Source organism: Streptomyces chartreusis NRRL 3882 (assembly GCF_900236475.1).
GTDB classification, from domain to species: Bacteria; Actinomycetota; Actinomycetes; order Streptomycetales; family Streptomycetaceae; genus Streptomyces; species Streptomyces chartreusis_D.
On record NZ_LT963352.1, the window covers coordinates 1,456,318 to 1,482,523 of the forward strand.

Genomic DNA, 26,206 nt, shown 5'->3' on the forward strand with positions numbered 1-26,206 from the left:
TCCGTCCTCGATTCGTTGGGGCCGACGGTGGCCGGGAGACGATGCGCCGGGATCTACGACACGGCCAGTTCCGCCCAGGCCGCTCCGCCGTCGTACCTGGTCACCAGCACCGCGAGAGTCGAGGCGCCCCGGTGCGGAACATGCCCTGCGAAGGAGCCGTCCGGTTGCGGATCGAGCGCCACGACCTCCGGTGGTGAACCGGGGAAGACGACTTCGACCTGCGTGGCTTCGGTGTCGTCCCACCGAACGAGGACGTGGTCCCGTTCCGGTACGGCCGTTCCGCACCGTTCGGCGCTCGGCGCGTCTTTGCCGGGCTCGGGAAACGACGTCGCCAGCGCGGCCGAGGGGACCTCGCCCCGCAGGCACGCGTCGAACACCGTGAGGAAGCGCCGGGCCACGGCGTCCCAGGTGAACCGGCGCGCCACCGCCACAGCTCTCGCCCGGAGGGCCGACACCCGTTCCGGGTCGGTTTCCATCAGCTTCACCAGATGGCGCAGGCCCTCGTACACCTCCTGCGTCAGCAGCGGATCGTCGACACGGAACGAGCGCCGCACCGCGAGACCGGCGGCTCCAGGCGACTCGAGGTCGAACGCGTGCTGGAAGTGCGCCATGCCCCGCTGTGCCGTGGCGACCGGGATCGTTCCCGCCGACATGGCCTCGCCCATCGCCATCACGAACGTGTCCAGCTCGAACTTGGAAGGGAACACCGACAGATCGCTCGCCAGCGCCCAGTCCATCAGCTCGGTCGTCGTCCTCGCCTCGGTGCGGACCCGCACGAGGTCGGGGTACCGGGATGCCAGGCCGGTGAGGTCGGCGTCGTCGAGCGGCCCGGCGGTGAGGCAGTGCAGCAGCACGTTGCAGCGCACACCGTCGTCGAGAAGCCGCGCGACGGCCCGGAAGACCTCCTTCTGGCCCTTGTGCTGCAACGCGTAGCGCCCGGCGTGGTAGATGGTCGGCAGGCCTGGGTCCAGCCCCAGCCCGCCCAGGGTCCGGCGGCGCCGGTCGCCGGTTCGCTCGACGGTCAGCCACTCGTCGCCGATGGCGCAACCGCAGACGACCAGGCGGTCCTTGTACCGGCGCAGTTCACGCGCGACGGCGAGTTCCGCGAAGAGCTGCTCGAAGGGGGTGCCGCCCTGCGTGAGCAGGTGCTGCATCTGTCCCTCGGAGAGGAAGTCCAGTGCCGCGACCGCGCGGAGCACGACCGCGAGCGTACTGACGTGGTCCGCCGCCGACTCCGTGGACTGGTCGGCGTAGAGCGCGGTCCGCGGCAGGTACGCACGCATGGCCCGGTGCAGGTACGAGTCCAGCGGAGGATCGACGAGTCCGTCGGTCACCGAGGCGTCGGCTCCCAGGTGTTCGAGAACTCCCCGCACTTCCGGCCCGTACACCTTCATGTTCACCGGGTGGTTCGTCTGCACCGTCGACACCACGGTGAGCCCGCGGCCGGCGAGTGCGGCCGGCAGCAGGTAGTGATAGCGGGGTTCATGGAGGTGCACCACGGTCCCCGGGGATTCCCGGTCGGCCAGATAACGGGCGGCCGCTATCTGGAAGGCCAGGGGCTTCAGGAATCCGATGTCTTTTCCCTCGTGTTCCGCCGGAGGGTAAAGAGCATCCGAATACAGATCGAGCAGGCCGCCGCTCAGGAACACGATCGGGATACCGTCCACCGTTATCCGGGAGGCGCGAACCGAGAGGCGGAGACGGACGGTTTCGGGGTGACTGTTCCAGACGCACGGGTCCAGCCGGACCGGCACCTCCTCGTCCAGCTCCCAGGGCAGATCCTCCACCGGATGCCTCGCGGCCAGAGTTCCGAGAAGACCATGAGCAGGGGTGACCGCACTCACATCATGGCCGGCGTCCCGGAACTTCCGGACCAGGTTCCACAGATAAACCGACGTGCCCGCTCGTACGAGGCTGTCGTCGAAGCCCGTGAACTCGTAGTGGCACTCAACAATCCGCAAGGGATCAGTCCTCTTCTCGAGAGCGTGTGACACAGAGTCGGGCGCTCCACTCGAACGTCACTCGAGGATCAATCGAGAAGGAATGGAGGCAGGGCAAATTCCCGGAAGCTCTTGACCGTTCACTGACGTGCGGTCTTGAATCAGTAGCCCCATCCCTGGGGGAGAGCACATTGGCAACCTTTTTTCTGGCCGTCCATACGCGCCCCGCACCAGGCAAGGAACCCGAGTACCACCGCTGGTACGACGAATTCCATCTCGATGAGGTGCTACAGGTCCCGGACTTCGTCACTGCCGAGCGATACGCCCTCGTCGAGAGCGACGATCCGCACGTTCTCGGCCCGGGAAGCCACCTCGCAGTGTTCACCGTCACCACGAACGACATCGCCGCCACCATGACGGCCTTCCGGCACGCGCAGAAATCGATGGCACAGCCCGACTGCCTCGATGCCGACAGCGTCGCCCTGTCCTGGTGGCGTCCCGTCGGGAGCACCAAGGGCCGGCACAGCCATGTCTCGATGCGAGGAAAGGCTTGACGAACATGACAGTCCAGTCCGATTCGACGTCAGAGGCTTTACGCCCCCGCCGCACCGTGGCGGAGCCAGCCCGCCACAGGGGGTACGCACAGCACACCTGGCAGGTCAGCACCAGCAAGGAAGTCAGCTACGAAGTCGTACTGAGCCCCGGCCTGCTCGACCCGTCGAACTCGACGCTGGCCACCGCGGGCGGCCCGGCGGGAGCACGGTCCGGGCGCCGCCTCGTCGTGGTCGACGCCACCGTACACAGGCTGTACGGGGCGCGGATCAGCGCGTACTTCGCCCATCAGGCAGTCGAGCACGAGATATGCGTGGTCGACGCGCACGAGTCCGTGAAGAGCATGGATACGGTCTTCGAGATCGTCGCCTCGATGGACGCCTTCGGGATCTCCCGCCGCCGCGAACCCGTCATCGCCATCGGCGGCGGTGTCCTCACCGACCTGGTCGGCCTGGCCGCGAGCCTGTATCGCCGGTCCACTCCCTACATGCGCGTGCCCACCACCCTCATCGGCATGGTGGACGCGGCCATCGGCGCGAAGACCGGGGTCAACTTCCGCCGGCACAAGAACCGTCTGGGGACGTACCACCCCTCCGCCGTCACCTTGATCGACCGGGAGTTCCTGCGGACGCTCACACCCCGGCACCTGCGGAACGGGATCGCCGAGATCCTCAAGATGGCTCTGGTCAAGGACGCGGCGCTGTTCGAGCACTTGGAGGCGCACGGCCCGCGCCTCGTCGACGAGCGGATGCAGTCGGCGGGTTCGTCCGACGGCGCGGGGGTGGCGGAAGAGGTGGTGGCACGGGCCATCGGCGGCATGCTCGAAGAACTCCAGCCCAACCTCTGGGAGCACGAGTTGCAAAGGCTCGTGGACTTCGGGCACTCGTTCTCGCCGGCGATCGAGATGACGGCACTGCCCGAGTTGCTGCACGGCGAGGCCGTCTGCATCGACATGGCGTTCAGCGCCGTGCTCGCCCACCGGCGGCGGTTGCTCGACCGGGGTGACCTGACGCGGATCCTGCGCGTCATGGACCGACTGGAGCTGCCGGCCTGGCACCCGGTGTGCACACCGGAACTCATGGCCGGGGGGCTCGCCGACACCGTCAAGCACCGGGACGGCAAGCAGCTGCTGCCGTTGCCCGACGGGATCGGCCGGGTCCGCTTCGTCAACGACGTCAGCCGTACGGAGGTGGACGCGGCCCTGGACATGCTGGTGGATCTCCGCGGGGGCGCGGACGTGCCGGCCATGACGTCCGGAAAGCGAGGAGCGTGACATGGACGGCGTACGCGCGGTTCTCCTGGCCGGTGGCGAGGGCCGCCGCATGGGCCCTCTCGGCCGCGGCCGGCTGAAACCTCTGGTCCCCTTCGGCGGCACCAGCCGGCTGATCGACTTCAGCCTGGCCAACGCCCGCCGCTCCGGCTTCCGGGAGGTGCTGCTGCTGTCACAGTACGAGGAGCGACGCCTCATGGATGATCTTCAGGCGGTCTGGAACGGGAGCCCGGGCGACTTCCGTGTGCATTTCGGCCCGTACGACGAGGCGTACCGGCAGGCCCGGGCGAGTGTCCCTGGCGGAGGCGTTCCCGCGGCGCTGCCCGACCGCACCTGGCCCAGCGAGCGCGGCACGGCCGACGCACTGATCAAGAAGGCCGAGCACATCTTCGGTGACGACACGTCCGAGGTGCTCGTGCTGCACGCCGATCACGTCTACCGGTTCGACTACGGCGACATGATCCGCCGGCACCGTGCCGACAGGGCCGCGCTGACCGTGTCGTACCAGCGCATCGAGCGTCGCTACGTGCACCTGTTCGGCATGGTGGAGTTCGACACCGCCGGCAACCTCACCGGATTCGTCGAAAAACCGGCGCAGCCGACGAGCGACCTGGTGTTCGCCGCCTTCTGCGTCTTCGACGCTCGCGCCCTGCGCCGTCACCTGGAACGCCTGGACGGAACGGACTGGCAGCACGACATCAGCCGCGACGTCATCCCCGCCATGCTCGCCGCCGGTGAGCGGATCCGCGGGTACGAGGTCACCGGCTACTGGGAGGACATCGGAACCGTCGAGCGTTACCACCGGGCCCACCGCGGCCTGTTGGGCGGGAGTCCGACTCTGAGCCTGGCCGAGCTGCCGCTCACCGTTCGCCCCGGGGTGCCCCGGCGATACATCGAGCGGGAGGGTGCCGTTCGTTCCAGCATCGTTCCCGGCGACTGGGTCAACGCCGGCCGGGTGGCGGAGAGCGTCGTGTATCCCGGGGTCACCGTCGGTGCCGGTGCGCGCGTGCGGGACTGTGTGCTGCTGCCCGGGACGGTGGTCCCCGAGGGTGCCGAGCTGGAATCGGCCATCCTCCTGGAGGACGGGACCGTACAGCGCTGCGACCCGGCTCCGGTGCTCGGGGGTGTCGCCTCATGACCGCACCGTCCCTGGCGACAGGGGCTCCGCGCGGCTTCGTCGTCGCCGATCTCGGCGGTACGACGCTGCGGATCGGCCGGATCACCGAAGGGGCGGCCTCAGCCGCGGCCGTCCGCCGCGTGCCGACCGAAGGCCTGGGTCGTTACCGGGAGTTGCCCGCCCAGGCGCTGCAGGACAGGGTGGTGGACCAGCTCACCCGGGAGTTGGAGGCCTACCTCGGCTCGCCCGGGGGCGAGGGGGCGAGCGCAGTCGGCGTCTCTTTCGCCGGGCCGATGACGAAGGACGGCACCGTGCTGGCGGGGCCCACTCTGTGGGGAGGGGCCGCGGCTCCCCTGCCCCTGGCGGACATCCTGAACCGGCGGCTGGGCGTGCCGGTCGTCGTGGCCAATGACATCACCGCCGCCGCCTGGCGCTACGCGGCCGCCGAGCCCGATCCCTTCTGCCTGATCACCGTCAGTTCGGGCATCGGGCACAAGGTCTTCCGCAACGGCGAGGTGCTGGTCTCGGACTCCGGGCACGGCGGTGAGATCGGCCACTGGCGCGTCGACCCGGGCGAGGACGCCGTGCCCTGTGAATGCGGCGGCCGGGGCCACCTCGGCGGGATGGCGTCCGGCCGCGGAGTGCTGCTGGCCGCCCGTCGGGCCGCGGCGGGCGACCCGGACGGCTTCGGCCGTTCCGCACTCGCCGAACCCGCGGGCGGCGACCCGGCCGGCATCACCAACGAGGACCTGGCCCGTGCCGTCCGCGCCGACGACGCGTTCGCGACCCAGGTGCTGCGCAGCTGTCTGGTCCCGCTGGCTCTTGCCGTCAACTGCATCTTCACGGCGATCGGCGTACGGCGTTATCTGTTCATCGGCGGCTTCGCCGTCGCGGTCGGGCACCGGTTCGTCACCCTGCTCGGCGAGGAACTGACGAAACTGGGCTGCTTCGGCCTCGGCGACGCGGAGATCCGCGACATGCTCTCGCTGGGCGCCGCGGACGACGACCACTGCCTCATCGGCATGGCGAGGCTGCTGACCCGGACGCTGCCCGCCACCGCGTGCACCGGAGGCGGGACATGAGGACCCTCGTCGTCGGCAGCGGCTTCGTGGGCAGTGCCCTGGCCGGTCGCCTGGCCAGAGCGGGTGACGAGGCGGTCCTCGCCTCCCGGACGCCTCCGGCGTCACCCGCCGACGGCGTCGTGCACGCCTGGGTCCCTCTCGACATCACCGAGGACGGGGCCTTCGGACGCGCGCTGGAGCGCGTGCGTGCGGACACTGTCGTTCTGGTGCACGGTCCCTCGGACGTGACCTGGTGCGAGGAGCACCCCGAAGAGGCGACGCACGGGCACGCCGAGGCGGCCAGGCAGGTGGTGCGGGCGGCGGGGAACCGGCGCGTCGTCTTCATCTCCACCGACAACGTCTTCGACGCGGACGCCGGGGCGCCCGACGAGTCCGTCCCGCCGCGACCCGCCAACGCCTACGGGCGGGCGAAGCTCGCCGCCGAACAGATCCTGGCCGAGCTGCCGGCCGTGACGCTGCTGCGCGTCAGCCTGATCTACGGCTGGGAGCCCGCCACGAGCACGAAATGGCTCAACTTCTTCGCCTCGTGTGTGCACCGCCTCCGGGCCGGCGAGCGGGTGACCGCCCCCTTCGACCAGTGGACGACGCCGGTGCTCCTCGACGACGTGGTCGAGGTGACCACCGCGCTCGCCAGGGCGGAGTCACCCCCGCGGCTTCTCCACCTCGGCGGACCGGACCGGTTGTCGCGGGCCGAGTGGGCGGCCCTCATCGCCGAGGAGCTGGGCGCCTCGCCGGCCCTGGTGACGGCGGAGCCGCGGGAGAACGGCCGCTACGCCGGCCGCCCCGCCTCCACCTGTCTGTCGAGTGGTCTGCTCGCGACGCACCCGGCAACGGCCGACCTGGCTCCCCGGCCGGTCCGCGAAGGCAGCCGTCTGCTGATCGACCGGCACACTTCCCCGACTCCGAGGAGCACCGTGTGACGACGAACACCGGCGCGCCCGACGGCGCACCACCCCTCGGACCACCGGCCCGGGCCGCCGCGCGGCGGGGCGTGCCGAGCGCCCGCCGGGTGGATCACCTGGCCTTCACGGTGCCGGACCTCGACCGTGCGATCGACTTCACGGTGCGGGTGCTGGGGGGCGAACTCGTCTACCGCCTGCCCTCGTTGGCGCACGACGACGACTGGATGCGCGAGCACCTCGACGTTCATCCCCGGGCCGACACGGAGATAGCCCTGGTGCGCCTCGGGCCGACCACGAACCTGGAGCTGTTCGTCTACCGGTCGCCCGACCACCGTGACGTTCCACCCCGGCCGAACGACCTGGGCAGCGTGCACTTCGCCCTCCGTGTGACGGACGTGGACTCCGCCGTCGCGGCCTTGCGGGAGCGTGGGCCGTGGCACCCCTACGGACCCGTGCGGACCGTGCCTGAGGGGCTGCCCGGAGCGGGGATGCGGTGGGTCAGGGTGACCACGCCCTGGGGCATGCCGCTCGAACTGCGATCGGTGCCGGGCTCACTGCCGTACGAACGGCAGACATCGGCGCGCCGCTTCCTCCCGGGCAGCACGTGGCACAACGGTGCCGACGGCTCCGGCGCGGCCGCCGCGCTGCCCGGAGCTCGCGGTGTCGACCACCTGGCCTGGACCGTGGCCGACCTGGACGAGGCCGAACGCTTCTTCACGGAGGTCCTGGGCGCCGAACGGCTCTACCGCACGACGGCCGACCTCACCGACCCGGAGTCGGCCGCCGCCCTGGGTGTGCCGCAGGGCGGCACCCTGCACCAGGTGGCCCTGCGCATGGGCCCCACCGACAACGTCGAACTCAACTGCTTTCACGACTCGTCCGGCGCGCGCCGGCGCTGGCCCCGCAACAGCGACGTGGGCGGCAATCACCTGGCGCTGTACGTGGACCATGTCGACGAGGCAGCCGCGTACTTGGCCGCACAGCCGGGCTGCACCGTGCTCGGCGCCCCCGAGACCATCCCGCAGGGCCCTCTGGCCGGCGACCGCTGGGTGTACGTCCGGACCGGAATCGGGCTGTACATCGAGGTGGTGCACATGCCGGACGGCAGCCTGCCCTACGAGCGCGGCACGACCGCCAGACGCCGGGCGGCGGACGGTGAGCGGTGGTGGAGCCGTTGAACGGCCCGCACGAGGCCCTGACACCCATCCGGCCGACGAACGGAAGGACGCCAGTGTGGCGACGCTGACACCCACTGATCCGGAACTCCTGGCCACGGCCGTCGTCACCACGCTGGCCGTCGACTTCGATCCCCAGGCCCGTGAGGCCAGCATCTTCTACTGGGACCGCGGACTTGCCTACCGCCGAGCCGTGGTGCAGGCGGCGGAACGAACCGGGGACGAGACCGTCGAGCGCCTGGTCGGCGCCTTGCGGGTCCGCCCAGCCGACCCGGCTCTGCACGACGCCCTGCGCATGCGTCTGGTCCGACTCGCCGCAGAGGGCGGCGGGGCGGGCCTCGACACGCTCTTCGAACGGGCTTGGGAGGCGGAGTCCAACTCACGCCTGGGATACCACCTGGGCCGGTGCTACACCGGCACCGGCCAGGCCACGGTGGGGGCGGAGCGGCTCGGCACACTGCCGCCGGGTGCCGGTCTGCCGCCCGGCGGCACCCCCCGGGTACTCGTCGTCGTGCCGTTCCGCGACCGGGGCCCGGGGTCGCGCCTGCGTAACCTGCTGGCCTGTCTGCTGGCCTTGCGGGACCAGTCCGTACCGCGTGACTTCTACCAGGTCGCCGTGGTGGAGACGGACGACGTCCCGCGCTGGCGCGAGACCGTTTCGCCTCGGACGGACCACTACCTCTTCGCGTACAAGCCGGGCGACTTCAACAAGTCCTGGGCGGTGAACGTGGGAGTGGTCAACGCTCCGGGGCGCGCGGAGATCGTCTGCATTCTGGACGCGGACGCCCTGGTCGACCGCGACTTCATCGCGCGCAACGTGGCCCGCTTCCATCACCCCGGCACCATGGGGCACCTCAGTTACCGCGACATGTGGTGCCTCGACGAGTCCGCCACCTCATGGGCGATCGAGGAGCGGCTCTGGCGGGGTGCCGCCGAGGTGGCCACCGATCAGCTGCGGGCGTTCGTACTGCGGCGACCGCCCGGGTGCTGTGTCTGGGTGCGCACGAGCGCCTTCCACCGGATCGGCGGAATGGACGAACGCTTCGAGGGCTGGGGAGGCGAGGACAACGACTTCGCCTACCGCATGGACATCAACTCCGCCCTGGACCACTACCACGACCCCCTGCTGCACATGTACCACCCGTCCTCCGCGGTGCTGCGCGAGGACGGTGAACTCGTCAACGCCCACATCCCCGCGCTGAGCTGGGGGCCGTCCTCAGCACCCATCGGCGACATCCACCGCTTTGCGCGGACCACCGCGACCGGTGACCGGCACGAACGAAGGGCAGGCAGCCATGTCTCGTGACATCCCCGTTCTGGACCTGACCGAGTGGAGGACAGCGGACACTGCGCGACGCTCCGAGATCGGGGCGGCGCTGGATACCGCCCTGCGCCGAACCGGCCTCTTCCTCCTGCGCGGACACGACGTCCCGCCCGACCTCACCGAGCGCATGCGCACGCAGGGACGTGCGTTCTTCGCGCTGCCCGGCGAGGTGAAGCAGCAGTACGCCGTCAGCCGTCCCTACGACAACGGGTGGCGCGGCCTGGGTGCTCTGGACGTCGGCGCCGTCGACGGACAGGCCGGCACGCCCGATCTCCACGAGGCGTATCACGTCGGCCCCTCCCACCGCACCGGCGACCCGACGTTCGACGCGACGTACTACCCGCGCAACAAGTGGCCCGCGGAACAGGCGGAGTTGCGGGACACAGCGCTGGAGTACACCGGCCACATGACTCGGGTGGCCCACGAGGTGCTCGGCGTCCTGGCGTCGGTGCTCGGCCTGCCGGAGGACTTCTTCACCTCCAGGTCACAGCGGGCGACGTGGACCCAGAACATCAACTGGTACCCCTCTCTCCGGACCGTCGGCGGCGTGGTGGAAGGCCAGATGCGGGTCGGTCCGCACACCGACTTCGGCACGTTGAGCCTGCTCGACCGCCAGCAGGGGGTCGGCGGCCTGGAGGTCTGGAACGAGGAGGACGGCTGGTTCAAGCCACCTTTCGAGCCGGGCGCCCTCGTCGTCAACCTGGGCGACCTGATGAACCTGTGGACGGACGGCCGCTGGCGTTCACTCCGGCACCGTGTACTCGCGCCCAGCGACGCGGCCCCGGACGAGGAACTCGTGTCCCTGGTCTACTTCTTCGAGACGGATCCCGACACGGAGGTCGTCCCCCTGGCGGCTCCGGCGGGAGGCGGCGAGGGGATGGGCCCGGTCGTCGCCGGGGAGTCGATCCTGGAGAAGGTCGGCGCCAGTCTGACGCTCGGCTGACACGCCACGTACCGGGGCTCACTGCCCGCAATCCGACGGAACGCCACGCGAGAGGCCACGAGAGCCATATGGGCGACGACAACTCCACACTGGCCTTACAGGAGCCTGACAGGGCACGGAGCCGGATGCCGAGTGGTCTTGTCGCGCTGGCGCTCGGCGGGTTCGGCATCGGTCTGACCGAGTTCCTCATCGCCGGGCTGCTGCCGCAGGTGGCGTCGAGTTTCGCGGTGTCCGAGGCGGCTGCGGGCTGGCTGATCTCCGGGTACGCGTTGAGTGTCGCGGTGGGAGCGATCGCGCTGACCGCGGCGACGGCACGGCTGCCGCGCAAGCCGGTCCTGGTCGGCCTGGTGGCGTTGTTCGTGCTGGGCAACCTGCTCTCCGCCATCGCCCCGAACTACCCGGTGATGCTGCTCGGGCGGATCGTCGCGGCGTTGTGCCACGGTTCGTTCTTCGGCATCGGCTCGCTGGTCGCGCGCAGTCTGGTCGCGCCGCAGAAGAAGTCCCAGGCCGTGGCGGTGATGTTCGCCGGGCTGACGGTCGCGAACGTGCTGGGCGTGCCGTTCGGGGCGCTGGTCGGTGAGCGCTGGGGCTGGCGGGCGGCGTTCTGGGCGGTCACCGCGATCGGCGTGCTGGCGCTGGCGGGGATCGCCGCGCTGGTGCCGGCGTGGGCGGGCCGGGTGCATCCGGCCACCGGGACGGAACCGGTCCCGGGCGGGCCGGCGGCGACTGCCGGCGGGCCGGACCCGGTCCCGCCCGGCGGCCTGCGGGCGCAGGTGCGGGCCTTCCGGTCCTGGCAGGTCTGGCTGACGCTGGCGGCCACCGCGCTCAGCTACGGCGGGATGTTCGGTGCGTTCAGCTACATCGCCTACACGTTCACCGAGGTCAGCGGCTTCGCCTCGGCGGACGTCGCCTGGCTGCTGATGGTCTACGGCGTCGGACTGGTCGTCGGCAACCTGGTCGGCGGGCGGGCGGCCGACCGCGACCGTGACCGTGCCCTGGTCCTCGCCCTGCTCGCACTCACCCTCACCCTGGCCCTGTTCGGGTTGCTGGCCGGCAGCGCGACCGCCTCGGTCGTCCTGGTGTTCGTGATGGGGGTGACCGGGTTCGCCAGCGTGCCCGGGATGATCACGCGTGTCACCGACTTCGCGCACGGAGCGGCACTGGCGGCCAGCGCCAACGTGTCCGCGTCCAACGTCGGCAACGCCCTCGGCGCCTGGCTCGGAGGCCTCGCCATCACCGCGGGCCTGGGCTACACCTCACCGCTCTACGTCGGCGCCGGCATCGCCCTGCTGTCCACGGTCGTCATGGTCATCGCAGCCCGGCATGCGAGGAATACCAAGTAAGTGTCCGAGGGGGGACTTGAACCCCCACGCCCGATAAAGGGCACTAGCACCTCAAGCTAGCGCGTCTGCCATTCCGCCACCCGGACCAGGTGTCTGCCGCCTTGCCAGGGCTCTGCCCCGCGGCGACATGGACAACCATACCAAGGTTTCGCAGTGCCTTTCACCTGCGTTTCCTTCCCCAGGGCGGGGGTCCGGGACCTCGCCGCCCGATGCACCTAGGGTCACACCATGAGTGACTGGATGGTTACGCAGAGACCCAACGCGGGGCGCCGCCCCCGTGCGCTGTCGCCGCTCAGGGAGCATCTGCGGGACACGTTCTGGTTCGCCCCGACCGCGGCGATGGTGAGCGTCTTCGTGGTCTGGGTGGGGGCCCGGGCGCTGGACACGGCCGTCGTCGAAGCGCTCCAGGACGACCGCGACTACGACACGCTCGACGAGCTGCTGCGGTTCGCGGAGGACGCGAAGGCCGTGGTGAGCACGGTCAGCTCGGCGATGATGACCTTCATCGGCGTGGTCTTCAGCATCTCGCTGGTGGCCGTGCAGATGGCGAGCGGGCAGTTCACCCCGCGCGTGGTACGGCTCTTCGTCCGGAGCCGGATCACCAAGGCGACCTTCGCGGTCTTCCTGGCGACCTTCGTGCTGACCCTGCTGGTGCTGACCTCCTTCGACACCACCGACGACCCGCGTGCCGTCACCACGGTTCCGCTGGTGCAGTCGGTCCTCACCCTCTGCATGGTCGCGCTGAGCCTGTTGCTCTTCGTGCTGTACGTGAACACCACCTTGCGGCTGATGCGGATCAGCCATGTGATCACGCGGATCGCCGCGGAGTCGTTCCGGGTGGCCACCTCGATGCCCGTGCCGGCGGGCGGGCCGGACGCCGCCCGTCTCGGTGCCGCGACCGCGTGGGTGCCGCACGAGGGCCGGGCGGGGGTGCTGCGGGACGTGAACATCGCGCGACTGGTGCGGGTGGCGCGCAAGCACGGGGTCGTGCTGCGGCTGATCCCGCGGATCGGCGACTTCGTGGTGCCCGGCACTCCCGTGCTGGCCGTGCACGGCGGGCCGGCCCCGTCGCGCAGGGCCCTGCGCTACACGATCTCGGTGGGGGTGGAGCGGACCTACCACCAGGATCTCGGCTTCGGACTGCGCCAGTTGTCCGACATCGCGCTGCGCGCCCTGTCACCCGCGATCAACGATCCGACGACCGCCGTCCAGGCGCTGGACCGCATCGTCCAGTTCCTGGCCGCGCTCGGCCGGCGACCGCTCGACGCCGCCCTGCACCGGGACCGGCGCGGGGCGGTACGGCTGGTGCAGCCCGTGCCGGGGTGGACCCAGCTGGTGGATCTCGGGTTCACCGAGGTACGGGGGTGCGCCACCGGGAGCCCGCAGGTCTCGCGGCGCATGCTGGCCGGGCTGGACGACCTGCTCATGCTCGTGCCGCCGGAACGGCGGGAGCCGCTGCTCCGCCATCGCGAGCTGCTCCGGCAGGCGGTGGACCGGTCCGGGCCGGCCCCCGCGGACCGGGCGTTCGCCCTGCGCCCGGACCGGCAGGGCATCGGCTGACCGGCGCCGGAGACCCGCGGTGACGACCGCGTGGTGATCCGGCGCCGGTCGCGACGGCCTGGCCTCAGGGCAGCATCTGGTACTCCGGGAAGTTGCCCGGCAGCCGCTCCCCCGCCGGTCCCCGTGTCACCGCGCGCACCAGCAGCTCACCGCCGACGAACGCGCCGTGCCAGGACGCGCCGAGCCCGCCGAACAGCTCGTCACGGTCGCCGCGGGAACGGGGCCGGCCGTGGCCGGTCTTGAACGCGCGGATCTGCGGTGCGAGTCGCTCGTAGGTCGCCCGGTCGTCCGTGGACAACGTGGCCACCAGCGCGCCGTTCGAGGCGTTCATCGCGGCCAGCAGCTCCGCCTCCGTGTCGACCAGGACGATGGTGTCGACCGGGCCGAACGGCTCCGCGTGGTGCAGCGGAGAGGACCGGGGCGGGTTGAGGAGCGTGACCGGCTGGACGTAGGCCGAGGTGTCCTGGCCGGGCAGGAAACGGGCGTCGGACGGACTGCCGCGGTGCAGCGGTACCGCGCCGCGCTCGATCGCCTCGGCGACCTGGTCCTGCAGTTCCTTCGCCTTGGCCGCGTTGATGACCGGCCCGATGTCCAGCTCGGGGTACGGGTCGTCAGGCTGCTCCACGGCGAGCGGGTGACCGACCCTGAGCGTGCGGACCGCCGGGAGGTACGCCGCCAGGAACGCGTCGAACAGGTGCCGCTGGACGACGAAGCGCGGGTATGCCGTGCAGCGCTGTTTGCCGTAGTCGAAGAGCTTGGGGACCACCGCCGCGAGCGCGTCCCAGTCCGAGTAGTTCCAGATGCCCCAGGTGTTGAGTCCCTCCTGTTCGAGGACGTGTCGTTTGCCGAGGTCGGCGACGGCCGTGGCCACCGCGGCGCCGGTGTCGCGGCCGCCGACGAACGAGACGCAGCCGATCTCGGGCGCCCGCACCAGCGCCTGGGACAGCTCGCCTCCGCTGCCGCTGACGAGGGTCACTGGGATCCCCTCGCGGGCGGCGAGCGCCGAGGCGAGAGTCAGACAGGCGACGCCGCCGTCGGTCGGGGTCTTGGCGATGACCGCGTTGCCTGCCAGTGCCTGGACCAGCACTGCGTGAACGAGCACGCTCATCGGGTAGTTCCAGCTGGCGATGTTGGACACCGGTCCGTCCAGCGGGGCCCGGCCGGTGACCATCTCCTCGATGCCGTCGACGTACCAGCGGACCCCGTCGATGGCGCGGTCGACGTCCGCCAGGGCGAGCCGCCAGGGCTTGCCGATCTCCCAGACGAGCAGGAGGGCGAGCAGTCGGCGGTGTTCGGCGAGGACGTCGAGGGTGGCCGCGACGCGGGCCCGGCGCTCCGGCAGCGGTACGTGACGCCAGGCGCGGTGCTGGTCGAGGGCGGCGCGCACGGCCTGGCGGGCGGTGGCCCCGTCCAGGCGCGGCGGGCCGGCGATCCGGCTGCCGTCGACGGGGCTGACGGCGGGCAGGACCCGGCCGTCCGCCTGCCAGGCGGCGTTCCAGAGGTTGAGGACCCGCTCGTCGCGGAAGGCCTCGGGCGCGACGGCGAGGCAGCGCTGCCACGCGTCGGGCCAGCCCGTTCCGGACTTGAGGGTGAGGGTGGGTGCCATCGGGTTGCTCCGCTCTCGGTGCACGGTCGGGGGCGGGACCTGGCTCACTGCCGTTGTTCTCCGAGGCGAGCGAGCACGAGGTGCGCGGTCTCGGTCGGCGTGCTGCCCACGCTCACCCCGGCCGCCTCCAGCGCCTCCTGCTTCGCCTGCGCGGTGCCGGACGAGCCGGACACGATGGCGCCGGCGTGCCCCATGGTCTTGCCCTCGGGTGCGGTGAACCCGGCGATGTAGCCGACGACCGGCTTGGTGACGTGCTCGCGGACGTACGCCGCCGCCCGCTCCTCCGCGTCGCCGCCGATCTCGCCGATGAGGACGATGAGTTCGGTGTCGGGGTCCTCCTGGAAGGCGGCGAGGCAGTCGATGTGCGTGGTGCCGACGACCGGGTCGCCGCCGATGCCGACACACGTCGAGAAGCCGATGTCGCGGAGCTCGTACATCAGCTGGTACGTCAGCGTGCCCGACTTGGAGACCAGGCCGATGCGGCCCGGTTTGGTGATGTCGGCCGGGATGATGCCCGCGTTGGACTGGCCGGGGGTGATCAGGCCCGGGCAGTTGGGGCCGACGACCCGGGTGCCCTTCTCCCTGGCGTACGCGGTGAAGGCGACGGAGTCGTGGACGGGGATGCCCTCGGTGATCACGACCGCGAGGCCGATGCCCGCGTCGGCGGCTTCGACCACGGCCGCCTTGGCGAAGGCGGGCGGGACGAAGACGACGGTGACGTCGGCCCCGGTCGCGCGCATCCCGTCGGCGACCGTGCCGAAGACGGGGACGGCCCGGTCGTCGAAGTCGACGGTGCGGCCCGCCTTGCGCGGGTTGACGCCGCCGACGACGTTCGTGCCGGCGGCCAGCATGCGCCGGGTGTGCTTCATGCCCTCGCCTCCGGTCATGCCCTGGACGAGGACCTTGCTCTCCTTGGTGAGGTAGATGGCCATGACGTCCCCTCAGGCTGTGGTGGCGAGTTCGGCGGCACGGCGGGCGGCGCCGTCCATGGTGGTGACCTGCTGGACCAGCGGATGCGCGTGCTCGTCGAGGATGGCGCGGCCCCGGGGCGCGTTGTTGCCGTCGAGGCGCACGACGAGCGGCTTGGTGAGGCGGACGGTGTCCAGCGCCTGGACGATGCCGTCGGCGACGGCGTCGCAGGCGGTGATCCCGCCGAAGACGTTGACGAAGACGGACTTCACGGCCGGGTCGGAGAGGATGACCGACAGTCCGTCCGCCATGATCCGGGCGCTCGCCCCGCCGCCGATGTCGAGGAAGTTGGCGGGACGCGCGCCGCAGCCCGCGACCACGTCCAGGGTCGACATGACGAGTCCGGCGCCGTTGCCGATGACGCCGACCTCGCCGTCGAGCTTGACGTAGTTGAGGCCCTTGGCGGCGGCCGCCGCTTCCAGCGCGTCGTCGTGTTCGGTGTCGTCCGCGCCCCAGCGTGCCTGCCGGAAGCGGGCGTTGTCGTCGAGGGTGACCTTGCCGTCGAGGGCGAGGATCTGCCCCTGCCTGGTGCGGACGAGCGGATTGACCTCGACGAGGAGGGCGTCCTCGCGGACCAGGACCTCCCAGAGCCGTACCAGGACGTCGACGGTCTGCGGCGGCAGTCCGGCCGCCTCGGCGATCTCGCCCGCCTTCGCGGAGGTGACGCCCTCGGCGGGGTCGACGGGGACGCGGGCCACGGCGTCGGGACGGGTGGCGGCGACCTCCTCGATGTCCATACCGCCTTCGGCCGAGGCGATCGCGAGGAAACCGCCCGCCGCGCGGTCGAGTACGTAGGACACGTAGAACTCGGTCCCGATGTCCACGGGCTGGGCCAGCATCACCGTGCCGACCCGATGTCCCTCGATGTCCATACCGAGGATCTGACGGGCGGTGAGCTCGGCGGCTGCCGGGTCCGCGGCGAGCTTCACACCGCCTGCCTTGCCCCGCCCACCGGTCTTCACCTGGGCTTTCACCACGACCCGGCCGCCGAGCCGGCGTGCGATCTCACGGGCCTCCTTGGGTGAGTCCGTCACCTCGGCCCGCGGCACCAAGATGCCGTGTTCTTCGAAGAGTTCCCTTGCCTGGTGTTCGTACAGGTCCATTTCGGCTCCTGACTGAAAGTGCCGCACGCCCCCTGGACACCACCCCACCGGATGCGGGATAACAAGCTTCATACAGTATTCGTCGACTGTATGCAATGTACTGCGAGCCGTTCCAACCCCCTACGAAGGGACAGGACTTCGCCATGCCCGACGACACCCAGGACGTGATCTCCGGTGGTCATCTCGTAGCCAAGGCGCTGAAGGCCGAGGGGGTCGAGCGCATCTACACACTGTGCGGCGGCCACATCATCGACATCTACGACGGCTGCGTCGACGAGGGCATCGAGGTCATCGACGTCCGTCACGAGCAGGTCGCCGCCCACGCCGCCGACGGTTACGCGCGCATCACCGGCAAGCCAGGCTGCGCGGTGGTCACCGCGGGACCGGGGACGACCGACGCCGTCACCGGTGTCGCCAACGCCTTCCGCGCGGAGTCGCCGATGCTGCTGATCGGCGGTCAGGGGGCCCTCACCCAGCACAAGATGGGGTCCCTCCAGGACCTTCCGCACGTCGACATGATGAACCCCATCACCAAGTTCGCGGCGACCGTGCCGGACACGGCGCGTGCGGCCGACATGGTGTCCATGGCGTTCCGCGAGTGCTTCCACGGCGCGCCCGGCCCCTCCTTCCTGGAGATCCCGCGCGACGTGCTGGACGCCAAGGTGCCCGCGTCCAAGGCCCGCGTGCCGCAGACCGGCGCCTACCGCGCCTCGACCCGCTCGGCCGGCGACCCCGAGGCGATCGAAAAGCTCGCCGACCTGCTGGTGCACGCCGAGAAACCGGCCATCCTGCTCGGCAGCCAGGTGTGGACGACCCGGGGCACCGAGTCGGCCATCGAGCTGGTGCGCACGCTGAACATCCCGGCGTACATGAACGGCGCCGGCCGCGGCACCCTGCCGCCCGGCGACCCGCACCACTTCCAGCTGTCGCGCCGGTACGCCTTCTCCAATGCGGACGTCATCGTCATCGTCGGTACGCCCTTCGACTTCCGCATGGGCTACGGCAAGCGGCTGTCGCCGGACGCGACCGTCGTGCAGATCGACCTCGACTACCGGACGGTCGGCAAGAACCGCGACATCGACCTCGGCATCGTGGGCGACGCCGGGCTGGTGCTGAAGTCGGTGGCCGAGGCGGCCTCCGGGCGGATCAACGGCGGCGCGTCGAAGCGCAAGGAGTGGCTGGACGAGTTGCGGGCGGCCGAGCAGACCGCTCTGGAGAAGCGGCTGCCGAACCTGAAGTCGGACGCCTCACCGATCCACCCGTACCGGCTGGTCAGCGAGATCAACGACTTCCTCACCGAGGACTCGATCTACATCGGCGACGGCGGCGACATCGTCACCTTCTCCGGGCAGGTCGTGCAGCCCAAGTCACCCGGTCACTGGATGGACCCGGGTCCGCTGGGCACGCTCGGCGTCGGCGTCCCCTTCGTGCTGGCGGCCAAGCAGGCGCGGCCCGACAAGGAGGTCGTCGCGCTCTTCGGCGACGGCGCGTTCTCCCTCACCGGCTGGGACTTCGAGACCCTCGTCCGCTACGACCTCCCCTTCGTCGGCATCGTCGGCAACAACTCCTCCATGAACCAGATCCGCTACGGCCAGGCCGCCAAGTACGGCAAGGACCGCGAGCGGATCGGCAACACCCTCGGCGACGTCCACTACGACAAGTTCGCCCGGATGCTCGGCGGTTACGGCGAGGAGGTCCGCGACCCCGCCGACATCGGCCCGGCCCTCAGGCGCGCCCGCGAGTCGGGCAAGCCGTCCCTGATCAACGTCTGGGTCGACCCCGACGCGTACGCCCCCGGAACCATGAACCAGACCATGTACAAGTGAGGTGCCCGCGATGACAGGAACCAAGGCCCTCGAAGGCATCCGCGTCCTGGACATGACCCACGTCCAGTCCGGGCCGTCGGCGACCCAGCTGCTCGCCTGGCTCGGCGCGGACGTCGTCAAGCTGGAGGCGCCGACCGGCGACATCACGCGCAAGCAGCTGCGTGACCTGCCGGACGTCGACTCCCTCTACTTCACGATGCTCAACTGCAACAAGCGGAGCATCACCCTCAACACCAAGACCGAGCGCGGCAAGGAGATCCTCACCGAGCTGATCCGGCGCTCCGACGTCATGGTCGAGAACTTCGGGCCGGGCGCGGTCGACCGGATGGGCTTCACCTGGGACCGCATCCAGGAGATCAATCCACGGATCGTCTACGCCTCCATCAAGGGGTTCGGCGAGGGCCCGTACACCAACTTCAAGGCGTACGAGGTCGTCGCGCAGGCCATGGGCGGGTCGATGTCGACCACCGGATTCGAGGACGGGCCGCCGCTGGCGACGGGGGCCCAGATCGGGGACTCGGGGACGGGTGTGCACGCCGTGGCGGGCATCCTCGCCGCGCTCTACCAACGGGAGCGCACCGGGCGCGGGCAGCGGGTCAACGTGGCCATGCAGCACGCCGTACTGAACCTGTGCCGGGTGAAGCTGCGGGACCAGCAGCGCCTGGCACACGGGCCGCTCGCTGAATATCCCAACGAGGACTTCGGCGACGAGGTTCCCAGGTCCGGTAACGCGTCCGGCGGCGGCCAGCCCGGCTGGGCGGTCAAGTGCGCGCCGGGCGGCCCGAACGACTACGTGTACGTCATCGTGCAGCCCGTGGGCTGGCGGCCGATCAGCGAGCTCATCGGCCGGCCTGAGCTGGCGGACGACCCCGAGTGGGCGACGCCCGAGGCGCGGCTGCCCAAGCTCAACAAGATGTTCCAGCTGATCGAGGAGTGGTCCTCGACGCTGCCCAAGTGGGAGGTGCTGGAGCGGCTCAACGCCCACAACATCCCGTGCGGGCCGATCCTCTCCACCAGGGAGATCATCGAGGACCGGTCACTGGTCGCCAACGAGATGGTCGTCACCGTCCCGCACCCCGAGCGCGGTGAGTTCGTCACCGTCGGCAGCCCGCTCAAGCTGTCCGACTCCCCCGTCGAGGTGACCAGTTCGCCGCTCCTCGGCGAGCACAACGAAGAGGTCTACGTCGGCGAACTCGGCCTCGGCGACGAGGAAGTGCGCCTGCTCAAGTCGAACGGAGTGATCTGACGTGATGGCCGAAGACCGCCTCCTGCGGGTGCGGTCCCTCCTGGACTCCGTGCGGGCCGAGGGACGGACCGCGCTGACCGCGCCCGAGGGCAAGGTGATCGCCGACGCGTACGGGATCTCCGTACCGGGCGAGGAGCTGGCGACCGACGTGGACGAGGCCGTGGCGTTCGCGGCGCGCTTCGGCGGGCCCGTCGTGATGAAGATCGTCTCGCCGGACATCCTGCACAAGACCGACGCCGGCGGCGTGATCGTCGGGGTCGAGGGCGCGACGGACGTACGGGCCGCGTTCCACACGATCATCGACAACGCGCGCGCCTACGACGCCGATGCCCGCATCTCGGGCGTGCAGGTGCAGGAGCTGCTGCCCAAGGGGCAGGAGGTCATCGTCGGCGCGGTCACGGACCCGACGTTCGGGAAGGTGGTCGCGTTCGGTCTCGGCGGGGTGCTCGTCGAGGTGCTCAAGGACGTCACGTTCCGGCTCGCGCCGGTGGACGCCGACGAGGCGCTGTCGATGCTGGACTCCATCAGGTCGGCGGAGATCCTGCGCGGAGTGCGCGGCCAGGCCGGCGTGGACCGGTGGGCCGTCGCCGAGCAGATCCGCCGCGTGTCGCAACTCGTCGCGGACTTCCCGGAGATCGCGGAGGTGGACCTCAATCCGGTGATCGCCACCGCGGAGGGGGCGGTGGCGGCCGACATCCGGGTCATCCTCGCCGAGTCGCAGCCCGCGCCTCGCCGGAAGTACTCGAGGGACGAGATCCTCACGTCGATGCGCCGGCTGATGCAGCCGAGTGCGGTCGCCGTCATCGGTGCTTCCAACGAGCAGGGCAAGATCGGCAACTCGGTGATGCGCAACCTCGTCGACGGAGGTTTCGCGGGCGACATCCATCCGGTGAATCCCAAGGCCGATGACATTCTGGGCCGCAAGGCGTACAAGAGTGTCACGGACGTTCCCGGTGAGGTGGATGTGGCGGTCTTCGCTATTCCCGCCAAGTTCGTGGCCGCCGCCTTGGAGGAGGTGGGACGCAAGGGCATCCCGAACGCCGTGCTGATTCCGTCCGGGTTCGCCGAGACCGGTGAACACGAACTGCAGGCGGAGATCGTGGCGATCGCCGAGCGGTACGGAGTGCGGCTGCTGGGGCCGAACATCTACGGCTACTACTCGACCTGGCAGGACCTGTGCGCCACGTTCTGCACGCCGTACGACGTCAAGGGCGGGGTGGCGCTGACCTCGCAGTCGGGCGGCATCGGGATGGCCATCCTGGGCTTCGCGCGCACCACCAAGACGGGTGTGTCGGCGATCGTCGGGCTCGGCAACAAGTCGGACCTGGACGAGGACGACCTGCTGACCTGGTTCGGGGAGGACCCGCACACCGACTGCATCGCGATGCACCTGGAGGACCTCAAGGACGGGCGGGCCTTCGTGGAGGCCGCGCGGGCGACCGTGCCGAAGAAGCCCGTGGTCGTGCTGAAGGCGGGGCGTACGGCGGTGGGCGCGAAGGCGGCCGGCTCGCACACCGGCGCCCTGGCGGGCGACGACGCCGTGTACGACGACATCCTGCGGCAGGCCGGGGTGATCCGGGCGCCGGGGCTGAACGACATGCTGGAGTACGCGCGCGCGTTGCCCGTGCTCCCCGCTCCCAAGGGCGACAACGTCGTGATCATCACGGGGGCCGGCGGCAGCGGTGTGCTCCTCTCGGACGCGGTGACGGACAACGGCCTGTCACTGATGGAGATCCCGCCCGACCTGGACGAGGCGTTCCGGAAGTTCATCCCGCCCTTCGGGGCCGCCGGCAACCCCGTGGACATCACGGGGGGCGAGCCGCCGTCGACGTACGAGGCGACGATCCGGCTGGGGCTGGAGGATCCGCGCATCCACGCGCTCGTCCTCGGCTACTGGCACACCATCGTCACCCCTCCCATGGTCTTCGCGGAGCTCACCGCGCGCGTGGTGGCCGAGTTCCGGGAGCGCGGTATCGAGAAGCCGGTCGTGGCGTCGCTCGCCGGGGACGTGGAGGTCGAGGAGGCCTGCCAGTACCTCTTCGAGCGCGGGGTCGTGGCCTACCCGTACACGACCGAGAAGCCGGTGGCCGTGCTCGGGGCGAAGTACCGCTGGGCGCGGGAGGCGGGGCGGCTGGGGGGCGGTACATGAGGTGAGGGAGCGGGGGGCCGGCCGACGGTGCGCGTCGGCCGGCCCCGGGACCCGCACGCGCACGAAAGGCATGGGACAGGGGGCGCTGGCCAGATCTTTCGACGCAAGGGGTGCGACACGACATGACAACGACCGATCTGCCCACCACGGTTCCCTACCGAGAGGTCACGGACGCGAACGGACGCGTCTACCGCATCGGTGAGACCGACATCGACATCATGGGCCGCAAACGCAAGTGGATGGTCATCCTGCCGTGGATCGGCATGATGGGCATCTCCTCCGCCGAGTACGCGTTCGCGTCCGCCGAGGACACCCTGCACACCGCGCACCACTGGGACAGCATGCACATCTTCTGGATGATGACCGTGTGGGTCTTCTTCCAGGCCGCGGTGGCCTTCCCCGCGGGCAAACTGCGTGAGAGCGGAAAACTTCCGGCCCGCTGGGCGATGATGCTCGGCGCGACGGGCACGCTGCTGGGCTATCTGTCGCTTGCCTTCGCGCCGCACGTGGTCTTCGCCTACATCGGCTTCAGCATGTTCAGCGGCATGGGCGCGGGCATGGTGTACGCCACCTGCGTCAACATGGTCGGCAAGTGGTATCCGGAGCGGAAGGGCGGCAAGACCGGCTTCGTCAACGGCGGCTTCGCCTACGGCTCGGTGCCCTTCGTCTTCCTCTTCAACGGCTACATGGACCTGACCAACTTCCGCTGGGTACTGGTCTCGGTGGGTGTGTTCCTGGCCGCTTTGGTCGCGTGCTCCGGCTACTTCTTCAAGGACCCGCCGAAGAACTGGTGGCCCAGCACGATCGACCCGCTGAACCCGCCGGACGACCCGCGCGCGGCGCGCTCCCTGCGGATGAACCCGCCGGCGGTGCGACAGTACTCCCCCAAGGAGGCGTGGCAGACCGGCCGGGTGGCCCTGATGTGGTTCTGCCTGGCGTGTACGTCCGGCGTGAACATCTTCGGTATCGCCTTCCAGGTGGACATCGGCGAGGAAGCGGGATTCGCGGGCGGCATCGTGGCCACGGCCATGTCCCTGAAGGCGGTCGTCAACGGCACCGGCCGCGGGGTCATCGGCTGGCTCTCCGACCTCTACGGCCGCAAGCGGTGCCTGCTCGTGGTCTGCCTCATCCTGGGCCTCGCCCAGTACGGCATCCTCTGGTCGGCCGAGAGCAAGAACCTCACGCTCTTCCTGATCTTCTCCGCGATCTCCGGCTTCGGCGGCGGCGCCATCTTCCCGATGTTCGCGGCCCTCACCGCCGACTACTTCGGCGAGAACAACAACGCGTCCAACTACGGCATGGTCTACAGCGCCAAACTCGTCTCCGGACTGGGCGCGGGCATGGGTGCCGTGGTCGTCAGCGCCTGGGGACACTCCGGTGCGTTCATCGTGGCCGGCTCCATCTCCCTCTTCGCCGGCTGCGTGGCACTGTTCCTGACCCCGCCGGGACGCGACAAGGAAAGGCGCCGCATCGCACCCAACCCGCAACCGCTCGGCGAGGACACAGCCTGACATGACGGCAGATCCGTACGCAGCAAGCAGTTCGTCCACACCTTCCGACGCCGCACACCGTCCCTACCGCGAGGTCACCGACTCCCACGGCCGCGTCTACCGCGTCGGTGAGACCGACCGGGACATCCTGGGGCACTCGCGCAAGCTCATGGTGTATCTGCCGTGGATCGCCATGATGGCCATCAGCGTCTTCGAGTACGCGTACGGCTCCGCGGAGGACACCCTGTCCCACGCGCACGGCTGGACGCAGAGCAACACCTTCTGGATCCTCAGCGTATGGGTGTTCTTCCAGGCCGGCATCGCCTTCCCCGCGGGCTGGCTGCGGGAGAAGGGCCGTCTGACGGCGCGCACGGCCATGTACCTCGGGTCCGGCATGTGCCTGCTGGGGTTCCTCGCCCTGTCGCACCTGGACAACGTGCTGCTGGCGATCCTCGGTTTCGGCGTGGTCGGCGGGATCGGCGCCGGGCTCGTCTACGCCACCTGCATCAACATGGTCGGCAAGTGGTTCCCGGAACGGCGGGGCGCCCGCACGGGCTTCGTCAACGGCGGGTTCGCGTACGGGTCGCTGCCGTTCATCTTCATCTTCAACTACGGCTTCGACACGGCGAACTACCACCGCGTCCTGGACCTCATCGGCTGTTACGTCATGATCGTGGTGCTGGCCTGCGCGTTCTTCTTCAAGGACCCGCCGAAGAACTGGTGGCCGGCCGACATCGATCCGCTGACCCACTCCGGCGACCGGAAGAACGCCACGAGCCTCGCCAAGAACCCTCCGGCGGTGCGCCAGTACACCCCGAAGGAGGCCATCAGGACGGGCATGCTGCCGCTGATGTGGCTCTCCGTGGTGATGACCGCCGGCGTGTCCATCTTCGGGATCTCCTTCCAGGTCGACTTCGCCAAGGAGGTGGGCTTCGGCCCGCTGGTGGCGGCGTCGTCCATGGGCGTGATGGCGGTCGTCAACGGCGTCGGCCGCGGCGTGGTGGGCTGGCTGTCCGACCGGTGGGGCCGCAAGTCCACCCTGGTGTTCGTCATCGTCGTCCTGGGCCTCGCCCAGTTCGGCGTCATCTGGGCGGGCGACCTGAAGAGCGAGTGGCTGTTCCTGTTCTTCGCGTTCCTCTCCGGCTTCGGCGGCGGCGCGTTCTATCCGCTGTTCGCGGCGCTCACCCCGGACTATTTCGGGGAGAACTACAACGCCAGCAACTACGGGCTGATCTACAGCGGCAAGCTGATCAGCGGCCTGTTCGGCGGCGGGCTGGGCTCCATGGTGGTCGCGGCCTGGGGCTACAACGGCGCGTACGCGCTCGCCGGGGGCGTGTCGATGCTCGCGGCGGCGGTCGCGCTGCTGCTGCGCCAGCCGGGACACGGCCAGGCACAGCCGGTGAACTGACCGTCCCCCCACTTACATGAGGAGGCCCCTCCCCGCCGGGGAGGGGCCTCCTCATGCCGGTACGGCCCTCAGCACTTCTCCCGCAGCGAGTGCAGGTGCGCGCTGGAGCGGCGCGCGAAGGTGAAGGACTCCGCCGGGTTGTCGTGCTCGGCCTGCCAGTGGTGGGCCATGCGGTGGCCGCGCAGCCGGGTCACGGCGGAGATGAACCGCTGGTAGTCGATGTCACCGTCGCCGACGTCGGTCATGCGGTAGCCGTACGGGTTCGACGGGTCGCTCTCCCCGTCCTTCACATGGAACAGCGGGTAGCGGTCGGGCTGCTTGAGGACGTAGTCCAGCGGCTCGAACGGGGCGGGCGTGCCGTCGGGCCGCTCGGAGAAGCGGAACTGCCCGACGTACGCCCAGTAGATGTCCATCTCCAGGTGGACGAGGTCCGGGTCGGTCTCCTTGAGCAGGACGTCGTAGAGGCGGACCTTCGGGTTGTCGGTGGCGAAGCTGAACTCCTCGGAGTGGTTGTGCTGGTAGAACTTCATGCCCCGGGCCCTCGCCGCCGCGCCGTAGGTGTTGAAGTCCTCGGCGGCGCGCTTCCACGCGTCGACGGTCGAGCCGTAGCGGAACGGGCCGGAGGCCGTGCCGATGTGCTTGAGGCCGAGGGCCTGGGCGTCGTCGAGGACCTTGGTGAGGTTCTGGGCGAAGGTGTAGGCGTTCGGGTCGCTGGAGTAGTAGCCGACGTGGCTGCCGATCGGGTTCAGGCCGTGGTTCCGGGCCAGCCGCTTGAGCTGGGCGAGTGTGATGGGGCCGGCCGAGCCCTGGGTGTAGCCGGCGAACTCGACCTCGTCGTAGCCGTACTTCTCCAGTTCGGCGAAGACGGGGCCGAAGCCGAGCGTGGAGACCTTGTCGCGGAGGCTGTAGAGCTGGATGCCGAGGCGGCCGGGCGGCAGGACGGGGCGGCCGCGGCCCTTGGCGCCGGCGGCCGTGCCGGTGGCTCCGGACACGTTTCCGGTGGCGGCTGTCGCGGGGGCGGCGGCACCGAGCAGGGCGGCGGCGGTGGCGCCTGCGGCCACGCCGAGCATGCCTCGTCTGCTGAGGCGGTGGCTGAGCTCGGGGTCGGGCTGGGAGAAGCGGCTCATGCGTGGATCTCCTCGTGATCGCAGGGCGTTGTCAGTGGTGAGTGCTTCACTTGTGACCAGTCGGGACTGAGGGT

General features: G+C 70.2%; 20 protein-coding genes and 1 tRNA gene. 15 read left to right on the top strand and 6 right to left on the bottom strand.

All coding sequences use genetic code 11. The annotated features are described in order from the left end of the window. Positions 1–53 precede the first annotated feature (53 nt). A complete protein-coding gene (locus SCNRRL3882_RS06575; RefSeq protein ID WP_159399445.1) occupies positions 54–1,961 on the bottom strand; it encodes a glycosyltransferase in 1,908 nt (635 codons plus the stop codon). Between the two features lie 170 nt (positions 1,962–2,131). Here SCNRRL3882_RS06575 and SCNRRL3882_RS06580 point away from each other — a divergent pair, with 170 nt between their 5' ends. The 9 genes from SCNRRL3882_RS06580 (at position 2,132) to SCNRRL3882_RS06620 (ending at position 11,648) form a co-directional block, all read left to right on the top strand. Then, positions 2,132–2,494: a hypothetical protein gene (locus tag SCNRRL3882_RS06580; RefSeq protein WP_010034413.1), complete on the top strand. Its 363-nt coding sequence runs from the start codon at positions 2,132–2,134 to the stop codon at positions 2,492–2,494. A gap of 56 nt (positions 2,495–2,550) precedes the next feature. Further along, the gene (locus SCNRRL3882_RS06585) at positions 2,551–3,765 is read left to right on the top strand and encodes a sedoheptulose 7-phosphate cyclase (protein ID WP_010034415.1); all 1,215 of its coding nucleotides are present in this window, start codon (positions 2,551–2,553) and stop codon (positions 3,763–3,765) included. Position 3,766: 1 nt separating this feature from the next. Next, entirely contained in the window at positions 3,767–4,900 is a 1,134-nt protein-coding gene (locus SCNRRL3882_RS06590; protein ID WP_010034417.1) for a sugar phosphate nucleotidyltransferase, read from the top strand. Further along, on the top strand, positions 4,897–5,961 hold the full coding sequence (locus tag SCNRRL3882_RS06595; RefSeq protein WP_010034419.1) for an ROK family protein: 1,065 nt from the start codon (positions 4,897–4,899) through the stop codon (positions 5,959–5,961). Before SCNRRL3882_RS06590 ends, SCNRRL3882_RS06595 begins: the two co-directional genes overlap by 4 nt. Then, positions 5,958–6,881 carry an SDR family oxidoreductase gene (locus SCNRRL3882_RS06600; RefSeq protein ID WP_010034420.1) on the top strand — a complete coding sequence of 308 codons (924 nt, stop codon included), beginning with the start codon at positions 5,958–5,960 and terminating at the stop codon, positions 6,879–6,881. The genes SCNRRL3882_RS06595 and SCNRRL3882_RS06600 overlap by 4 nt, the downstream gene beginning before the upstream one ends. Then, positions 6,878–8,041: a VOC family protein gene (locus SCNRRL3882_RS06605; protein WP_010034422.1), complete on the top strand. Its 1,164-nt coding sequence runs from the start codon at positions 6,878–6,880 to the stop codon at positions 8,039–8,041. The genes SCNRRL3882_RS06600 and SCNRRL3882_RS06605 overlap by 4 nt, the downstream gene beginning before the upstream one ends. Positions 8,042–8,096: 55 nt before the next feature. Next, on the top strand, positions 8,097–9,344 hold the full coding sequence (locus SCNRRL3882_RS06610) for a glycosyltransferase (RefSeq protein ID WP_010034425.1): 1,248 nt from the start codon (positions 8,097–8,099) through the stop codon (positions 9,342–9,344). Next, positions 9,334–10,305 (top strand): isopenicillin N synthase family dioxygenase, encoded by a 972-nt coding sequence (locus SCNRRL3882_RS06615; RefSeq protein ID WP_010034427.1) that lies wholly within the window; start codon positions 9,334–9,336, stop codon positions 10,303–10,305. Before SCNRRL3882_RS06610 ends, SCNRRL3882_RS06615 begins: the two co-directional genes overlap by 11 nt. A 125-nt stretch (positions 10,306–10,430) precedes the next feature. Next, on the top strand, positions 10,431–11,648 hold the full coding sequence (locus SCNRRL3882_RS06620) for an MFS transporter (RefSeq protein ID WP_102514758.1): 1,218 nt from the start codon (positions 10,431–10,433) through the stop codon (positions 11,646–11,648). 1 nt (position 11,649) lies between these two features. On the opposite strand, the gene SCNRRL3882_RS06625 is transcribed toward SCNRRL3882_RS06620, so the two are convergent. Next, positions 11,650–11,734: transfer RNA gene (locus tag SCNRRL3882_RS06625), tRNA-Leu, on the bottom strand. A 142-nt stretch (positions 11,735–11,876) separates the two neighbouring features. On the opposite strand from SCNRRL3882_RS06625, the gene SCNRRL3882_RS06630 reads away from it, so the two are divergent. Continuing rightward, the gene (locus SCNRRL3882_RS06630) at positions 11,877–13,208 is read left to right on the top strand and encodes a DUF2254 domain-containing protein (RefSeq protein WP_010045885.1); all 1,332 of its coding nucleotides are present in this window, start codon (positions 11,877–11,879) and stop codon (positions 13,206–13,208) included. 64 nt (positions 13,209–13,272) lie between these two features. On the opposite strand, the gene SCNRRL3882_RS06635 is transcribed toward SCNRRL3882_RS06630, so the two are convergent. Genes SCNRRL3882_RS06635 through sucC form a run of 3 tightly spaced genes read right to left on the bottom strand, consistent with a single transcriptional unit; the run spans position 13,273 to position 16,886 of the window. Further along, positions 13,273–14,814: an aldehyde dehydrogenase family protein gene (locus SCNRRL3882_RS06635; RefSeq protein WP_029181591.1), complete on the bottom strand. Its 1,542-nt coding sequence runs from the start codon at positions 14,812–14,814 to the stop codon at positions 13,273–13,275. Between the two features lie 44 nt (positions 14,815–14,858). Further along, a complete protein-coding gene (gene sucD / locus SCNRRL3882_RS06640) occupies positions 14,859–15,746 on the bottom strand; it encodes a succinate--CoA ligase subunit alpha (RefSeq protein ID WP_010045889.1) in 888 nt (295 codons plus the stop codon). Positions 15,747–15,755: 9 nt separating this feature from the next. Further along, positions 15,756–16,886: an ADP-forming succinate--CoA ligase subunit beta gene (sucC, locus tag SCNRRL3882_RS06645; protein WP_010045892.1), complete on the bottom strand. Its 1,131-nt coding sequence runs from the start codon at positions 16,884–16,886 to the stop codon at positions 15,756–15,758. A gap of 143 nt (positions 16,887–17,029) precedes the next feature. Here sucC and SCNRRL3882_RS06650 point away from each other — a divergent pair, with 143 nt between their 5' ends. The 5 genes from SCNRRL3882_RS06650 to SCNRRL3882_RS06670 all read left to right on the top strand — a co-directional run bounded on the left by SCNRRL3882_RS06650 (position 17,030) and on the right by SCNRRL3882_RS06670 (position 25,005). Then, the gene (locus tag SCNRRL3882_RS06650) at positions 17,030–18,712 is read left to right on the top strand and encodes a thiamine pyrophosphate-binding protein (protein WP_010045893.1); all 1,683 of its coding nucleotides are present in this window, start codon (positions 17,030–17,032) and stop codon (positions 18,710–18,712) included. Between the two features lie 10 nt (positions 18,713–18,722). Continuing rightward, positions 18,723–19,958: a formyl-CoA transferase gene (gene frc / locus SCNRRL3882_RS06655; protein WP_010045894.1), complete on the top strand. Its 1,236-nt coding sequence runs from the start codon at positions 18,723–18,725 to the stop codon at positions 19,956–19,958. Positions 19,959–19,962: 4 nt separating this feature from the next. Beyond that, positions 19,963–22,107: an acetate--CoA ligase family protein gene (locus SCNRRL3882_RS06660; RefSeq protein WP_010045895.1), complete on the top strand. Its 2,145-nt coding sequence runs from the start codon at positions 19,963–19,965 to the stop codon at positions 22,105–22,107. Positions 22,108–22,229: 122 nt separating this feature from the next. Then, entirely contained in the window at positions 22,230–23,618 is a 1,389-nt protein-coding gene (locus tag SCNRRL3882_RS06665; RefSeq protein WP_010045897.1) for an OFA family MFS transporter, read from the top strand. A gap of 1 nt (position 23,619) precedes the next feature. Next, positions 23,620–25,005, top strand: coding sequence for an OFA family MFS transporter (locus SCNRRL3882_RS06670; protein WP_010045898.1), 1,386 nt, complete (start codon positions 23,620–23,622; stop codon positions 25,003–25,005). 68 nt (positions 25,006–25,073) lie between these two features. On the opposite strand, the gene SCNRRL3882_RS06675 is transcribed toward SCNRRL3882_RS06670, so the two are convergent. Beyond that, positions 25,074–26,132 (bottom strand): sugar phosphate isomerase/epimerase family protein, encoded by a 1,059-nt coding sequence (locus SCNRRL3882_RS06675; protein ID WP_010045899.1) that lies wholly within the window; start codon positions 26,130–26,132, stop codon positions 25,074–25,076. Positions 26,133–26,206: the final 74 nt, after the last annotated feature.

Coding starts and splice junctions, on each gene's coding strand:
- SCNRRL3882_RS06590 (WP_010034417.1), top strand. CDS start 3,767: ATGGACGGCGTACGCGCGGTTCTCCTGGCCGGTGGCGAGGGCCGCCGC.
- SCNRRL3882_RS06595 (WP_010034419.1), top strand. CDS start 4,897: ATGACCGCACCGTCCCTGGCGACAGGGGCTCCGCGCGGCTTCGTCGTC.
- SCNRRL3882_RS06600 (WP_010034420.1), top strand. CDS start 5,958: ATGAGGACCCTCGTCGTCGGCAGCGGCTTCGTGGGCAGTGCCCTGGCC.
- SCNRRL3882_RS06615 (WP_010034427.1), top strand. CDS start 9,334: ATGTCTCGTGACATCCCCGTTCTGGACCTGACCGAGTGGAGGACAGCG.
- SCNRRL3882_RS06620 (WP_102514758.1), top strand. CDS start 10,431: ATGCCGAGTGGTCTTGTCGCGCTGGCGCTCGGCGGGTTCGGCATCGGT.
- SCNRRL3882_RS06630 (WP_010045885.1), top strand. CDS start 11,877: ATGAGTGACTGGATGGTTACGCAGAGACCCAACGCGGGGCGCCGCCCC.
- SCNRRL3882_RS06635 (WP_029181591.1), bottom strand. CDS start 14,814: ATGGCACCCACCCTCACCCTCAAGTCCGGAACGGGCTGGCCCGACGCG.
- sucD (WP_010045889.1), bottom strand. CDS start 15,746: ATGGCCATCTACCTCACCAAGGAGAGCAAGGTCCTCGTCCAGGGCATG.
- sucC (WP_010045892.1), bottom strand. CDS start 16,886: ATGGACCTGTACGAACACCAGGCAAGGGAACTCTTCGAAGAACACGGC.
- SCNRRL3882_RS06650 (WP_010045893.1), top strand. CDS start 17,030: ATGCCCGACGACACCCAGGACGTGATCTCCGGTGGTCATCTCGTAGCC.
- frc (WP_010045894.1), top strand. CDS start 18,723: ATGACAGGAACCAAGGCCCTCGAAGGCATCCGCGTCCTGGACATGACC.
- SCNRRL3882_RS06660 (WP_010045895.1), top strand. CDS start 19,963: ATGGCCGAAGACCGCCTCCTGCGGGTGCGGTCCCTCCTGGACTCCGTG.
- SCNRRL3882_RS06665 (WP_010045897.1), top strand. CDS start 22,230: ATGACAACGACCGATCTGCCCACCACGGTTCCCTACCGAGAGGTCACG.
- SCNRRL3882_RS06670 (WP_010045898.1), top strand. CDS start 23,620: ATGACGGCAGATCCGTACGCAGCAAGCAGTTCGTCCACACCTTCCGAC.
- SCNRRL3882_RS06675 (WP_010045899.1), bottom strand. CDS start 26,132: ATGAGCCGCTTCTCCCAGCCCGACCCCGAGCTCAGCCACCGCCTCAGC.